This window comes from Streptomyces sp. NRRL F-5630 (assembly GCF_000719475.1).
In the GTDB taxonomy this organism is placed as follows: Bacteria; Actinomycetota; Actinomycetes; order Streptomycetales; family Streptomycetaceae; genus Streptomyces.
Genome location: NZ_JOGO01000070.1, coordinates 16836 through 33183 on the forward strand (window position 1 = coordinate 16836; position 16348 = coordinate 33183).

Below are 16348 nucleotides of genomic sequence, written 5' to 3' on the forward strand. Positions count from 1 at the left end.
TTCCCGGCCGGGCCCTCGCACGTCCTGTGCCGGACGGGCCGTGCTCACCTCCCCCGAGGACCTGGCGTCAGGGTGTCCAGCGGGAAGCCGGACCCGCCCGTCAGCTCCGCACAGCGGTCGGCGCTCAAGCGGCCCGCGAGACCCCCGAGACTCTGCCACGCCCGCTGCGCCAGGAGGCGGTGCTCGCTCTGCTCCTGCCGCAGGCGGCGCAGTTCCTCCATGACGGCGTCGAGGACACGCACGGCTTCCCCGTGCCTGTCGACGGCTCGCCGGTGGTCCTCCCGGACCTCGTGGAGAGCGAGCCGACCGGACGCGGTGATCTCCTCGGCGGCCCGCAGCTCGGCCTCCAGGCTCTCCAGCCTCGCGGTGCGACGGACGACCTCCTCGCGGCTCGCCCGCAGCGCGCCTTCGCTGCCGCCCAACGCGCGCAACGCCTCACGCTGGGCCTGCTCGGCAGCGTGCAGGGCGTCGACGGCGGCGTCCGGCGCGGGGGGGCCGTCCGGTGCGGGGGCGGCGGCCGCACGCGCCCGGAGGACCCGCTCGTCCGCCGCGCGGAGCACGTTCTCGGCCTCCCTCACTTCGGCCTCACCCGTGGTGACGGCCCGCAGAGCCCCGGTGAGTCGCTCCTCGGCCTCCCCTCGCCGGGCGCGTGCGCCGTTCTCGGCGGACAGGGCTTCCTCGTGCGAGGTGCGCGCCTCCTCCACACGGCGGTTCAGCCGCTCGCTCTCGTGCGCGGTCCGGGCGGCGTTCGCGCGCAAGGCGTCGAGGCGGGCCTCCAGAGGCTGCTGCTCCGCCAGGGCCGTGGCCTCGGCCGCGGTCTCGGCGGTGTAGGTGTTGCCGGCCGTGCGCAGTTCCTCCCATCCCGCCCTCGTCGTAGCGGTCACGTCCGAGAGCGAACCGTCGGCCTCGATCGGCCAGAAACGCAGCCCGGTGGCACCGCGCACGGCGAGTTCCACCCGCCGGCCGGCGATCTCCGCCACCCGGATGCCCACGTAGAGGGCCCTGCCGAGAACGGAACCGTCCGGGTCCTCGCCGACATCCACCCACAGCTGCGCGCCGTCCGGCTCCGGTGCGAGACCGGAGGCGAGCACGCGTGGCAGCTCGGTGACCGGCTCACGCGTCCAGGCGCGGGAGCCGCCCGCGTCGCGCCGTGGGACGGCCACGGCGTCGTCCGGGGCCGTCGCGGGCGCGGGGCGCTGCTGTCGCAGCAGGACGTCCATGTCGTACGCCCAGGGCTGCGAGGGTTCGGTGACGACCCCGTAGCCGAGCAGGTCGCGTTCGCCCGCGCGCACGGTGGCGCTGCCGGTCACGTAGCGGACGCCCCGCGGGCCGGTGACGGTGACGACGACGTCGGCGTGCGCGAGGTGGGTGTAGGTGTCCCCCTCCGAGGCGGTGCCGGTCTTGACCCGGTACTGGCCGCCGGTGGTGACGTTGCTGTCGGTGCTGCGGGTGACGGGCTGCCGCGAGAGCAGAGGCTGGCTGCCCCCGGGCACGTGCTTGTTGCCGCGATCGGCGCTGAGCGCGAAGCGCTGGCCCAGTTCGAGGCCCTGGCTGCTGCTCTCGGTGCTCACGTCGACCCTCGTGCGAGCCCTGGCGCTGTCCGCGGCGACGTCCGAAGCGCCCGGTGTGAAGGGGCGCGGGTCGTAGACCTCCACCTGGAGCGCGACGTGCGAGCTGTTGCCGCTCACGAGGGGCCAGCTGCCGGGCATCCGGGGATGGAGGCCGGCCGCCGTGCCGGGTGCGGTGAGCGCCGCGCCGCGTCCGGCGTGGGCGATTTCGGTGAGGCGCGCGTTGGCCGTGTCCGGGTTGCTGTCGGCCGTCAGGCCCCAGTGCCCCTCGACGCCCGGCGCGACGGCGCGGATCGCCTCGGCCAGCTCGGGGAAGGCGTTGAAGTGGCTGAGCGGGGTGGTCCCGGTGGGCACGAACCGCGGATGGGCCCGCAGGGCGCGCGACGCCTCCGCGCTCGCCGGCGCCAGGCGCGGGTCCTCCTCGCTCACGCGGGGGCGGAGCGGGGTCCACTCGGCGCCGGCCGGTGCCGCTCCTTCCCCGGCGGGGAGGGCGCGGGTGTCGGCCGCGGCGAAGCGGAGCGCCACGTCGGCCGGGACGGTGGCCTCCTGGGCGGGCACCCCGCGCAGGAAGCCGTCCAGGGCGGCTTGGAGGACGGGTCGCTCGCCGCGATGTGCCACCGCGGTCAGTCCCCGGCCGAGCAGGCCGCCCAGCAGTTCGAAGACGTCCGTGGGGATGAGGGCGGTGCGTACCGAAGCGGTGAGGCGGTAACCGACGCGGTCGAAGTCCGCGACGCTGTCGGTGCGCTGCCAGAAGCGCTCGTCGGCGGTGCGGTCGGAGCGCCGGGTCAGCGCGTGGGTGCGGCTCGCCGAAGGCAGGGCCGACCAGCGGTCGATGTAGCGGGAATGCCCGCGCGGAGCGCGCAGCCCGAGGTCGAGCAGGCCGGTGACGACGCGCGAGACGGTGTCGCTCTCGATCCTGTTCTCCGGCGCGTGCGTGGACTGCTGCTCGACACCTGCCTTCTCCATGCCGGGACGTCCCCGGACACCGCGCAGGGCGGGCGTCTGGGCCTCGGTCTCGGCGTTCAGGGTCAGCTCGACCAGGCGGGCGTCGGCCCGTGCCCCGTAGCGGAACCACAGGCTGACGGAGCCGCGCGCCACGAGGGCACGCAGCCCCGGCGGGGCGGTGAGGTCCGCGATGCGGGAGGCGACGCCCGGCAGGTGCGCGATGTGGCCGGGCCGGGTGACGCCCGGAGCCACGCGCTCCACCAGTCGCGCCGCTTCCCGTCCCAGACGGTCGCGGTCCAGCCCGCGGGTGATCGCGCCGTCCAAGGGGGTGACGGCGAGGACGGCGCCGAAGCCGGGGGTCCGGGTGCGGGCGAAGTCGTCGGGCAGCGGGACGGTCGTTTCCGGGACGGCCGGCATCTCGATGCCGTCGACGCCGGTGAACCAGCGCGCCTCGCGCACCAGTTGCGTCGGGGAGAGCCGGAACTGGACGGCGCGCGGCAGGTCGATGGCGAGCGTGATGTCCTGCGCGCTGCCGATCCCGACGGCGTTGCCCACGACGTTGGCCGTGCCGCGCCGGATGGTGAGCAGCAGGGTGAGGTCCGTCGTGACGAGGTGCTGTCCCGCTCCTTCCGTGCCGCCGCGTGTGGTGGCGCTGGTGGCGGCGATGTCGTCGAAGTGCTCGTTCCGGTGTGTGCGGGAGACGGTGCCCGCCACGTTGCCCTGGATGATCCGGGCCACCGTGCCCTGCGGCGTCGGGCGGGGGGCGCTGCGCAGGGCGGTCAGTTCGGCGTTGCCGGTGACGGCGCTGCTCCGGGTGCGACGTGTGGCGGCGAGGTCCGTCGCGTTGACGTCGCTCTGGCCCGAGACGGCGAACGCGCTCCGCACCGTGGGGCGGTGCAGGTAGCCCTCCACGTCCACGGCGAGGTGGCGGTCGGCGCCGAGCCCCGCCAGGACGATTCCCTCCGCGGTGTAGACGCCGTTGAGGATCTGGTGGGCGCGCGCGAGGAGGCTCGCCACGCGGAGCTGCTGGTAGGCGCTCTCGTTGGCGAAGGCGCCCCGGTCGCGCGGGTCCTCACCGACGAGGTGGGCGCCGACCGAGGAGACGCCCGGCAGGGCGGCGGCGCCGCGGGAGAAGGCCGCCGTCACGCGGCCGAGGACGCCGGGGTCGGGCCGTCCCGGGTAGGTGCCGGCGGCGATGAGGCGCAGTGCCTCCTGGATCGCTTCGGAGGCCCGGAAGACGTCGGCGGTGGCGTCGTCGGGCAGCCTGGTGACGCCGGGCAGCGGGTTGCCCTCGGCGTCGACGAGGCCGAGCCGGTGGCGATCGTTGTCCTGCCCCGGACCGGTGCGTGGTGCCCGGATCGTGTACGCGGGGGTCTCCGGCACCTCGCGCGGTGCCGCGGGAGCCTCCGCGCCGGTCCCGGTCGCCGGGGCCCGGTCGCGGTCCGGTTCCGTGCGGGGGTGCGTGACGGCGAGGCGGACGGTCGCGGGCGCGGTGCCGGGCGGGGCGTGGACCGGTGCGGGAACCTCGGTCACCTCGGCGCTGCCGGTGGACTCTTCCTCGGTGCGCGCCTCCTCGGCCTCTGCCGCGCCGGTGGCGGCGGTGCGCGGGGGGAGCGTCCTCAGCGGGGCGGTCTCCGTGCCCGGCGGGACGTCGATGCCCGGCACGTCCTCCTCCGCACCCGGGGCGGCGGCGATCCGCTCCAGGGGCGCGGCCGGCGGCGCGGGAGTCTCGGCGAACCGGGCGACGGGCTCCGGCGACGTGCCCTCGTAGAGGTCGAGCGCCACGCGGGCGGGTACGGAGAAGAGCTCCGTACCGTCGCTGGGGTTGCCCACCGCTTGCTCGGTCGCGACGGCGGAGCCGCTGGACGAGGCATGGGCCCACGTCCGGTTCAGGACGCTGTCGCCGCCGTAGTCCACGGACCAGTCGCCGGCCGGCTGGCGGGGGCCCCCACCGAATCCCGCGCCACCGCCGAGCTGGGCGGAGCGCTCCCGGGTGCCACGCGCCTCGTGCGAGCCGGTGGCGGTCGTACCGATCCCCGGCAGCCGCCGCTCGTGACGGGCTGCGGGCACCTCCGTGCCCCCGGCGCGCGGCACCCGGTCCCGGGTGACGTGCAGCCGCAGTTCGGCGCGGGTGGTGCCGGCCGTCGTGGGCAGTTCGAGCCACAGCGGCCGCCCGCCTTCGACGGCGTCCGGCAGGGCCGCGGCGCGGCCGATGCTTGAACGCAGTTGCTCGAAGCGCTGGAGGTTGGCCAGCTGGGCACGCGCGCGCCTCTCCTGGAGCCGCCCCTCCCACACCTGGTGTTCGAGCGGCGGCAGGTAGTGCAGCTCCCGCAGCCGCGCCTCGGCACGGTCGAAGATCTCGTCCACGCCGTCGAGGGCGAGCGGCACGGCCGTGTAGCCGATGGCGGCGAGGGCGTCGAGGTGGTCCGGCAGGACGCGGGCCTCCTCGTCCGTGGGCGGGACTCCCTCGGCGGTGTCCTCCGGCAGCAGCCGGAGCTGGACGCTCTCCGCGCCGCGTTCGACATGGACGGGGCCCTGCGTCCCGCCACCGGCGCGCAGGAGGGTGAACTCGTAGGTGACGGCGGCCGGGGTCAGCAACTGTCCGCTGGACGCCGTGAGCCCGTGCATCAGTCCGGCCTTGGACGTCGTGGTGAGCGTGTCCCCCGACTGCCAGGACCCGAGGAACTTGGCGTACACCCGGCCGCCCCAGCGGCTGGCCGCGCCGGGATGACCGGGCGCCGTGCTGCCGGTGAAACTGGGGGCCACGTTGAGGGAGAGCCCCGCGCCGCTGACCGCGCGCGCCGTGCGGTCGGTGCCGGTGCTGTGCGTGAAGCGGATTTCGAGCGACTTGTCTCCCTCGGCCGTCTGAGCGGTGGGCTCGCCGGGGGTGACGACGGCACGCACGCGGAGGAGGCCCAGGGCCGTTCCCTGGTCGTCGGTGAGGAGGGGGGACATGACGCCGCGGTCGCGCTGAAGGTGCAGCGAGCCCCGGTTCAGCTGCTCGTTGAGGAAGCCCTCCAGCGCCTGGCGTGATCCCTCGCCGAGGTCGCGCAGCCCGGGGAACTGCGGATGGTCGATCACCTGCGCGGGGAGCAGGTCGGTGTCCAGGACGTCGTCGATCCCCCACAGCGGGAAGGTGTCGAGCCCGGCGGCGCGCGGCAGCGGCGCCGCTGTCCCCTCCGCGCCGATCCGGTTCCCCGGGAACCACAGGTGCATGGGGCCGTGGACGCGCTCCGGGCCCCACCCTTCGGGGCTGTCCGCGTCGGCGGCGTCCACGCGGACCTGCCAGACGCCGTCGAAGCGCACGGCGCCGGCGTCGTCGCCCGCCCGCTGGAGGACCTTGACCGAAAGGCTCTCGCTGAGGCCGACGTTGAGCGTGCGCTGACGCACGGTCACGCTGGGCGTCAGCGTGACGGCGACCCAGCGCACCGGGCCCGCGGGCGGCTGGGGCAGCGCGAAGTAGGGCAGCGAGAAAGTGCGCGAGGTGCCGGAGCCCTGCGTCGAGGTGAGGGCCTGGATACCCTCGTTCTGCCGTTCCAGGCGGCGGGTGCGCGGCAGGTTCCGGGTGATGCCGGTCCGCAGGTCGGGGCGTGGCGCGGTGAGGCGCAGCCGTACGTCCACCGTGTGGGTGACGTCCCCCACGCGCACCGTGATGCGGTGACCCCGGCGGCCACGGACCCGGGGGAGGTTCTCGGCGATCTCGGCGGAGCCCAGCGTCTCGTTCAGGTGGGCGCGCACCGCCACCCGCGTGTCGCCGTCCTCGATCGGCAGCGCGGCCTCGATCTGGCCGCGCAGACCGTTCAGCACGTCATCGGAGGGAAGCTCCCAGGCCACGAAGCCCACCGAGCCGTCGTGACGTGCGCCGTATGCCTGGATGTACGGCGAGAAGGCGGGCAGCGTTCCGGCGGGCTCGGTGGTCTCCGTCGTGACAGGCGGCTCGGTCACCTCCGTGGTGACGCGCGGCTCCGTCGTCTCCGTCGTCGCGGGCGGCTCCGTCGTCTTCGTCGTGGCGGCCTCGTGGCGAGGCCCGCTACGGGTTTCCGTCTCCTCCGCGGCGGCTTCCTCGCGCGGGGGAACGTGGGTCCCCGCGGTCGTGGTCTCCCCCGCCGTACGAGAAGTCCCGGCCTCTGTGGAAGGCGCCTTCTCCTTTGCCCGCGCCGTCGTCCCGGTCTCCGGCGCCGTGTCGGCCGGGGCGGGAGCCTCCTCGGTGCGGCCGACGAGCGGGCCGGTGCCCGTGGCGGGGGCGGCCTCCTCCGGGCGCGGGGCGGGGGCTGTGTCGGCCGGGGGCCGCGGTGCGGCCACGGGCCGGGTCTCGATCCCGAAGAAGGTCTCGGGGACCGTCGGCGCGGGGGCGGGCGTCGCAGGTGCGAGCGTCGCCGGGGCGGGGCGCACGGCGGGCGCGGGCGGCGTGGCCCGGACCGCGTCGCGGGCAGCGCCCGCGCGTTCCGTGGCGGCCCACGGGGAGGTGTGCGGGGCGGGGTCCGGGGTGTGCAACAGCACGACTTCGCGTCCCTCGCGCGGGCCCGCCGTCCAGGTGCGGCCGTCCGGCAGCAGCACGACGACGCGCAGTCCGAGCACGGGCCCGGCGACCGCGAGAGCGAGCCACTCGGAGGCGGTCGCGCCGGTACCCGACCGCAACCCGGCCACGAGAGCGTCCGGCTCGGCGTCGGGGAGCAGCGGGACGCCGGGGCGGGGGCCCTCCGCGGGCAGCGCGAGCGTACGCCGCGCCTCGGGCAGCGCGAGCTCCGCGGCGAGCTCCTGCGCGAGGCGTTCCCGCAACTCGGCCGGGGTGACGGGCCGTTCGCCTCGCGCGAGCGCCGAAGTCTCGGCCGGAGCGACGGCGGTCAGCAGGTGCGTCATCGTGTCGCCGGTCGGCAGGATGTGCACGGGCGTCAGGCCGCGCTCCTCCAGATAGGCGTCCGGCGTCACGCGCGCCGGGGCCTCTCGCACCGGGGCGGGGGCCTCGCCCTCCCGCACGGGGGCAGAGGACTCCTCCTCCCGCACCGGGGCAGAGGACTCCTCCTCCCGCACGGGGGCGGGGGGCTCCTCCATCGTCGCGGGTGCGCCGGTGACCGGTTCCGACGCGGGACGCGCTCCGTCCCGTCGTGTCGTCTCCGTCCCGGTGACGGTGCCCTCTTCCGGGGCGGGAGATGTCGTCGCCGACTCGTGCTCCTCGACCCGGCGGCTCATCTCCTCGTACATGCGCACGATGTCGGCGACGCGACCGCCGCCCGCGGGTGCCTCACGGGTCGGGGGCGTGGGCGGGGCCAGCAGCGCTTCTTCCGACGGGTGGGCGCTCGGGTCTCCGGGGGCCGGGGGTGCCTGCCGGACGCCGTAGTCCTGGGCCGGTGCGGGCAGGCGCAGCGTGCCGCTGCCCGCGGCCTCCAGCACCGTGCGCAGTGTCCCGGCGTGCACCGGGCCGGGCTCGGCGCCGGACTGCGACGCCACGGCATGGGTGAGGACCTCGAGGTCCCGCCAGCCGAGCGGGCCGGCCCCCTGCGCCAGGCGCAGCCTCTCCAGCGCGCCGAAGCCGGTGAGGAGGGCCAGGAACTCGTACTGGCGCTCCGGGCGCGTGTCGATGTCGAAGCCGTGGACGAGACGCAGCGCGCGGACCCAGCGCAGGACGCGCGTGGTGCGCCGGGCCGTGTCCGCCGGTAGCCCGGCGAGGTCGGCGAACGCGTCCAGCCGCCGGCTGTCCGGCTCGGGCAGGAACTGGTACCACGAGTACCGCGGCCGGGCCGGGTCGTCGGTCTTGACGACCCGCGGCGGATAACCGTCGCGCGCCTCCTCGATGGCGACGGCGGCGTCCGAGGCGAGCACGGGGTGGCCGGTCCGGTTGGCGACCTCCTGGGCCGCCGCCGGGCGCGCGAGCGGGTCGGCGCCCGGTCGCACCATGGCGATCTCGCACCACAGGAGCCACAGCGGTACGTCCGGGGCGAGCCGTCGCACGCTGGGCCGCCGAGCGAGCACACCACCGAGTTCGCGCGCCGGGACGGCGTGGTTGGCGCCGGTGCTGCGGCGGGGCAGGACGACACGACCGCGTTCGCCGTGGCCGATGGACACGTAGGAACCGGCGAGGCCGCGCGGCAGCAGGAGCAGCGGGCCCGAGGCGCCGCGGGTGAGACCGGGGATCGGCTCCAGGTCGTCGTAGTAGTAGAGCATCTCGGAGACCTGGCGCAGCGCCTCGTCGCGGCGGGCGACATCGGCCTCGTCGAGGTGCGCGCGCCCGGTCAGTTCCCGCCCGTCCGCCGTGAGGATCGGGTACGAGGACACGTCCTCGTCGGAGAACGTCGTGCCGTCGGCGGCCTGGATGGTCGCCCCGGGCGGGGGGACGAGGCCGGGGTCGGCGGGGACCCAGAGGCCCACGGGGACCCTTTCGCCGTCCGCGACGGGCGGGAAGGCGAAGGCCCGGCGCCCGTCGGCGACGGGCTGGAGCCGGAAGGGGCGGGTGACGCCCCACGCGCGCGTCGCGGCCGCGTCCGCGACGAGCCGGGTCAGCACCTCCGAGGTGTCGCCGGGACGGGGCCCGACGCCCACCACGACGGCGGCGTTCGGATCGCGCCGCGGGTCGGCGCCGACGAGTGCGGCGAACTCGGCCTCGTCGAGCGGGACCAGGTCGCCGTTCGCGAGGGCGACCAGGACCTCTCCGCTCTCCCCGTCGCGCTCGGCGACGGCCACGTGCGGGCGGGTTCCGCTCCAGGGGCCGGGAGTGACGTACAGGCGGTTGTCGTCCCCCGGGGCGAGGACACTGTCCGCGTCGAGGACGAGCCCCGCGTGGCCGGTGAAGTTGCGGCCGAGGAAGGTGCCGGAGGCGTCGGTGAGCACCGACGCGGGCCCGAAGGCGCCCATCCTTCCCACGCGGTAGGCGACGAGGGAGGGCAGATCGCCCGCCCAGCCCGCGCGCGAGGCGCTGGAGACGGTCTGCAAGGCCTCCATGCGCTGCTGCGGGCCGACCTGTCGCCTCGGGTGCACCCGCAGGAGACGCCGCACGACCGTGTCGAAGTCGAACGCGGTCCCGGTCAGACGCGGGGTGGCCTGGTGGGCGCCGACGAGTGTGTGCAGGGCGGCGTAGAGGCTCCCGAACTGACCGGTGCGCTCGATGCCTTCGCCGAAGGCGCGCCGCAGTACTCCGGCCATCCTGGGGTCGATGGCGGTCCGGGCGGCGGAGCCGCTCCCGGCCGGCGGGGCGAGATGCCACGCCGTGCTGTCGGTAGCGCCGTGCGGCACGAGGGGATGGGGAGCGGCCGTGGGGGGTTCGGGGACCGGCACCGGCGACGCGGCCTCCTCCACGCGGCCCCAGAAGGCGCGGAAGGCGCTGAGGACGAGTGGGTTGTCGAGGCCGCCGCGTGCGGCGGGGCGTCCGGGACCGTAGAGGCGCTGGAGCAGGGGCAGCAGGGCGGGGTCGTGTTCCTCGACCCAGTCGGCACCGTTGTTGCGGCGGGAGCCGGAGAGTTCGTCGATCCCGGCGTTCGCGGCGTGGTAGGCGGTGGTGAGCTGGGCGAAGTACTCGTGCGGGTCCGAGGACGAGTAGTTGGGGAAAGCACCATCGGGCCAGTGGACGCTCTCACCGGCCGCCTGAGCGGCGCGCTTGGCGTTGAAGACGTCCTCGATCCACTGCCGGTCGGCCGGGTCGAGCACGGACTCGACGGCGTGGGCCCACTCGTGGCGTGCGCTGGAGTAACCGTCCGCGTAGGTACCCGCACCGTGGACCGTGGCCGGTTCCCCGAGCAGGTTCTCCTCCGGCACCCCCGCACGCCCGCGGGCGAAGCCGCCGCGTGCCGTGCTCAGCGAGCGGCCGTCGGCACCGCGCAGGCCACGGAAAGCGTCCACGTCGGTGAAGGGGACGTCGCGGGGTACGACGAGCAGGTGACGGCCCGTGGTGAGCAGCGCCTCGGCCACATCGGCGTCCGCGATCATCTCCCCGACCAGACGCTGCGCCTCCTCCCGCGCCTCCTGCGGGTCGTGGACACCATCGGGCACCACGACGAGCCACTCGGCGGCCAGTTCCCGGAAGTCGGCGTCGCCCAGCGTCTCACGCATCGCCCGCACAAGCCCGGGATCGGCGACGAGCCGGGCCCGTTCGCCCGGCGTGAGCGCAGCGAGCCGCGCCGAACGCTCCCGCGCACTCAGGCCGGGCAGGTCGTCGGCCAGTGCGGCGAGATCCGGAGGCAGTTCTGTCCCGGCCACCGGCGCGGAGGCCGGCGCGAGCCCCGAGCGCGATGTCTCGCTCGCGGGGGCCGGGCGGGGCCGCTCGAGCACCGGTGCCGGGGGCGCGGGGTAGGCCGCGTAGCCGACCAGCGGCAAACCGCGCACCGCACGCGCCTGGTTGTAGGTTTCCAGCGCCACCCCGGCCAAGGTGTCCGACTGCTCGAGAACATCGTCATCACGCGAGTCGACAGGCGCGTACGAGCGCACCTCCACCCGCACGACCGCCGGCACGATCCGCGGACGCCCCCATGCGTCCGGGTTGCTGTCGAGAGCATCGAAGTTCGAGCGGACCACGTGCGACTCGTACTGGCTCACAGAGCGTGCGGGACTCTCCCGGAGGAGATTGTCCACGTACTCGCCGAGCGTGGGCGGCTGGCCGGTACCGGCGTCGCGCAAGCGCTGCGCCAGCGGATCACCGTCATAGCCCAGGGCGGCGGCCATCTCCCGCGCCAGGATGTCGGCCTGGTGCTCAAGGAAGGCGCGGGGTGCGGGGCCGAGGGAGGCACGGACCGCGGCGAGCGACTCGCGCGAGGTCGCCGCCGCCCAGTCCTTGGGATAGTTCGTCCTGGGCTGACGGCCCCGGAAGGCCGAGGCCACCTGGGCATGGCCCAGGGTGAGGGCTCCGATGAGGTCCGGAAGGTCGGACGCGGTGGCCACCGCCGCCCACGCGGGATACGTCCGAAGCCACTCGGTGAACCGAGTACCCGCCGCCTCACCCACGAGGAGAGCCTGGCGTCCGTCCTGATGCGCGGCCGTCAGAGCAGGTCCGGCGGCCGGACGCATACGGCCCAGCACATGCCGCAACAAGGCGGGATAACCCGCCACCGGCACCGCCACGGTGTGATGCACCAAAATCGGGGTGGACGGGTCGTGCTCCTGAAGCCACAACTCCTCCGCGTCCAAGTCCACGGTGTAACCGTGCGAGGACGGGAAGAGCGCCCGGAAACGCGCGTTACGAGGCGCGTGCGCGATGCGGTGCAACGCGTCCAGGAACGCCGTCGCCACCGCCTGCGGCTCCGCACGTCCATCGTCCTGCCCACCCGACAGGGCACGAGCCGGACGCGAAACGATCTCCAGAACGGCATGCTCACCCACGTGATCGATGGTGATATCGAGCAAGCCGTCCACACTCACCAACGTGCCGAGCGTGCGGTCATCCACATCACGCGGCACCACCACCCGCATCAGGTGAACCTCAGCCTCAAAACCCCGACCCGGAGCGAAACCCGAAACCTGGACAGGGTATTGCGGCACCGGCAACAGCGGCCAGGCGCTCCTCCGCCCCAAGTCACGCGGCGAACGCCGACGAGACGATCCCGCCGTACCCGTAGGCTGCGCCGTCCGCTCCTCGATCGCCCTCTCAAGGCGCCCGATCGCCTCGTCGCGGGAACTCCTCCCACTCTTGGTCGCCCGCCAGTCCGCGATCCTGTGCGTCACACGGCCGCGCAGGGCCGCCTCGTCCGGACCGCCCCAGCCTTCTTCGAGGCGCCGCACCGCGCGGTCGACCCGGCGGAGTTCCTCGGAACGACGTGCGCTGCCCGAACGCCCCACCCACTCCCGGATGATCCGGGGCGGCCGGCCGGACGAGGACGACTGTCCAGGTGCCTGCGGCGCAAGCCGCACCGGCTCGTCGGTGACGGCGCCGACGAGCGGCTGCCCGGCGGGCATCTGCCCGTCGGACGTCTGCGCCACCGCGTGCGGAAGGGGCGGTGCGGGGGCCAGGGTCGCTTCCCGCGCGGGGGGAACGGTCCTGGCCGGTGCGGCGTCCGGCTCTCCAACGGGCTCGATGCGCGAGCGATCCGCCGTCTCGACGCGCCCGACACGCGAGCCATCCGCCGCCTCGACCGGCCCGACACGCGAGCCATCCGCCGCCTCGACGGGCTCGGTGCGCGAAGGGCCCCGCGTATCAGCGGGCTCGACGCGCGAGGCATCCGGCTCGTCTTCCGTGGGCGCCTTGTCCGCCGCGTCCGAGGTGTGCCGGGCGAGGCCGGTCGTCACGGGAGCGGTGGCCACCGGCACGACCGTCACGCCGTCGGCAGGCTCGTTGACGTGTTTGTTGACCGGCTCGTCCCTATGCGGGGCGGGCCTCACCACGGCCGGAGCTGCCTCGTCCACGGGCGATGACGGCTTGACCGCCGCAGGGGCCGCGTCATCCAGTGTGCGCGCCGGTTCGCTTCCGGGGCGGGTCGCGGGTTCGGCGGAGTCCGACCGCTGGGTGGTGTGTTCCTCTGGGATGGGCGCCGGGCGAGCGGGGGCTTCCTGAGGAGTCGTGTCGCGCGCGGGATTTCCTTCCCCGCGCCGCTGAGCGTCGGAATCCGCACGATCGGGGGAGGTCGCGGGCAGGCCGGTGCCCCGCGCCCCCGCGTTCTTCTCGTTCGTGGTCACGGGGGACGGTGTGGGAGACGTGTCGTCGGGGGTCCGCGCCCTCCCGATCTCCTCGATGCGCTGGTCGAGGCGCTCACGGAAACGCGCGGCGTCCCCACCCGGGACAAACACCCGCTCCGCCTGCCTCGCCCAACCACCGGCCTCCGCCGACGTCATCCCATTCCGCTCAGCATGACGCCGAACAAGATCACCCCACTGCTCGGGCGTACGACTCGCCACCTGGCCGTCCATCACATGGGCCCGCAACCGGCTCGCCAGGTCGTCCTCGACGCGCCGCCAGGCGTCCCCGTCACGCATCATGCTCGCTTCGCGATACTCCTGGCCGAAACGCGCCGCCTCCCTCGCGTCGAGGCCCTGTCCCCGCGCGTACCGCTCCATCGCCGTGCCCCACTCATCCGGCGTCATCTGGGCGATCCGCTCACGCTGCCCCGCCTCCGTGACGGGCCTTCGCACGGGCTGTGGGGCGTGCGTCTCCTGCGTCCCGGCCGCCGAGGGTTTTCCCGGAACGTGCTCCTCGTACACCTCGTCGCGGGCACGACCGGACACGCCCTGGCCGTCCCGCAAGACACCCTGGTCCCGCAGCATTCCCTCGTAGACCTCGTGCCCGGACGACGGCGCCGACACGCCCTCCTCCTTGGTCGGCTGCGGCGCCGGACGGCCCGTGCCAGGCCGCGCGCTCGTCGGCTCATCCCTCGTCGGAGGCGCCGTGACACCCCCCGCCTCTTCCTGCCGCTTCGCCCCGATCTCCTCGATGCGCTGATCGAAACGCTCACGGAAACGCCCAGCGTCCCCACCCGGAGCGAACGCCCGCTCCGCCTGCCTCGCCCAACCACCGGCCTCCGCCGACGTCATCCCATTCCGCTCAGCATGACGCCGAACAAGGTCACCCCACTGCTCAGGCGTGCCGCTTCGCCCCGATCTCCTCGATGCGCTGATCGAAACGCTCACGGAAACGCGCGGCGTCCCCACCCGGGACAAGCGCCCGCTCCGCCTGCCTCGCCCAACCACCGGCCTCCGCCGACGTCATCCCATTCCGCTCAGCATGACGCCGAACAAGGTCACCCCACTGCTCAGGCGTGACCGGGCCCGGACCGCTCTCTCGGGCCGGAGCGGCAGGGGACCCCGTCTCCCGGTCCCTGGTCCCGTTGATCTGGTCCCACAGGGCATCGCGCTTGTGGTTGCCGAGCGAGTCGAGCCAGTCCGGGGCGGACGGGCGCTCGCGTTCCGCGACCGTCACCCGCCCATTTCCGGGGCGTTCGGTCACGGGAGCGCCACCGGCCGGGGACCGCCGCGCACCATCGCCGCGCTCGTCGCCGTCGGCCCGTCCGCCCCGGTCGACGCGGTCGCCGCTGGAAAGGTCGTCGCGACCGGTCCGGCCGTCGCGCCCGCCGTGCGCGTCGTCGCCCTCGTCACCGAGGCCGGGGCGAGAGGTGCGCGAACCGTCGCCGCCACCGCCGCCTTCGCCACGGCCCGTGCCGCCGGCCTCGGGCGCGCCGCCGGAGCGTGATCCACCCGGGAGCGCGTCACCGGTACCGGCGTCCGCGCGGCCACTCGTGCCGTTCCCCGGCGCGTCGCCCGGCTTCGGGGACGCGGACGAGGAGCTGTCGTCATGAACCGGGGGCTGTGGGGTCCGGTGGTCGCGCAGGCCGTGCACCTGCTGCTCGACGCGGGCCTCGCGGAGGGCGTCGGCCCAGGCAGTGGCCGCCCTGTTCTCGGCTGCGGAGTCACCGGTTGCCCGCGCCTGCACCCAGTCGTCGTGCAACTCCCGGGTCCTGGCGGCGGACAGCCCACTCCCGCGGGCGTCCTCCCACATCGCGTCCAGACGGCGGCGGCTCCAGCCGGGGCTCTCCCTGAGCGGAGAGGCGCCTGGGCGCTCCCCACCGCGGCCCTGCTCCCCCGGGCGGCTCTGGCCGTCCCCGTCCCTGTCACGGCCGCCGGTGTGCAGACCGCCGTCGCCGTCCCTGTCACGGCCACCAGTTCCCTGACGGCCGTCGCCGTCCCTGTCCCCGCCGCCCGTGCCGCGACCATCGCCCGGCCTCGGGGACGCGGACGACGAGGTGTCGTCCTGAATCGGGAGCCGTGGGGTCGGCCTGCGCGACCACCCCTGCGCCTGCTGGTTGATGTGGGCCTCGTTGATGGCGTTGGTCCAGGCAGTGTCCGCCCTATCTAGGGCCGCGTCGTCGCCAGTTGCCCGCGCCCGCATCCAATCGTCTTGCAACTCCCGGACCTTGGCGGCGGGCACCCCGTTGTGGCGGGCGTACTCCCACTTTCGGTCCACAGGGTTGCGGATCCACCCGAGGTCCTCCTCCAAGAAACTGGAGCCCGAGCCCTTCGTGCCCGAACCCCGCCGGTCGCCGCTCGGCGGCGGGGTGGAGTGCGGCTCGTGGCCGTCACCGGTCCGGGACGTTCCGGTGACGGGCCGCTCGCCACCCGGCGGTTGCGGGGCCCGTCCGTCCGCCTCGGGGCGGCGCGCCGGTGGCGGTGCGACCGGCTGGTCGCCCGGCGCGGGACGGGAAGCCCGCGGGGCGGTGTCGCCCGGTCCCGTCTCGTTCGTGTCGCGGGGGCTGCCCCCCGCTACGGGCGTGCTCTGACGCTCGGCACCGGTGTCGCCGGGCTGTCGTGACGGGCCCCCGGCGACCGCGCGGTCGCGGCCTCGGTCGGCCGGCGGTGGCGTGAGGTGGTCCGAGCCGCCTCCCGTGCGCGCGCCCTCGGCCGGGCTGCCGTGGGCGGGCGGCTTCGGGGCCGCGCCCTGGTCACTGATCCGCTCGGAGTGGCCACCCGTGGGCGGGCGTTGGACGGAACGGCTGCTGCCGTCGTTCCGGCTGCTCGATCCCGCGGGGCGTTCGGCCGCAGGCGGCACGGTGCCGAGCGAGTCGTCGCCCCGCCCGCCGGCGCGTGGCGGCGTACCGTTCCGCGGCCCTTCGCCGCCGGGCTCCTGCCTGACGGGTTCGGTCGCCGGAGGAGCGGTGCGCGCTCCCTGGTCCCTGACGGGCGGCTGGGACGTGGAGGTGCCGCCGCGCGGAATGTCGTTCTGGACGCGGTCACCGGGGACACCGGGTGCCCTCCCGCCCGGATCGCGGGCCGGGGGCGCGGCATGGCTCGCGCCGTGTTCGGAGGCGGCGGGCGGCGGCACCGCGCGCGATTCCTGCCCGTTGCCACCCGGCACGGAGCGGTCCCCGTGCGGACCCGTGTTCTCCGCGACACGATCCACCGGACCCGGCCGCGACGGGCTCCCGCCCGCG

Annotated in this window: 2 protein-coding genes; both read right to left on the reverse strand. The window is 75.2% G+C overall.

Annotated features, from left to right (window positions below; genetic code table 11):
• Positions 1 to 44: 44 nt before the first annotated feature.
• The gene (locus tag IF99_RS0124970) at positions 45 to 13730 is read right to left on the reverse strand and encodes a hypothetical protein (RefSeq protein ID WP_158716654.1); all 13686 of its coding nucleotides are present in this window, start codon (positions 13728 to 13730) and stop codon (positions 45 to 47) included.
• Positions 13731 to 14001: 271 nt separating this feature from the next.
• Complete coding sequence (locus IF99_RS0124975; RefSeq protein WP_158716655.1) at positions 14002 to 15384, reverse strand: hypothetical protein; 1383 nt, start codon at positions 15382 to 15384, stop codon at positions 14002 to 14004.
• Between the last annotated feature and the right edge of the window lie 964 nt (positions 15385 to 16348).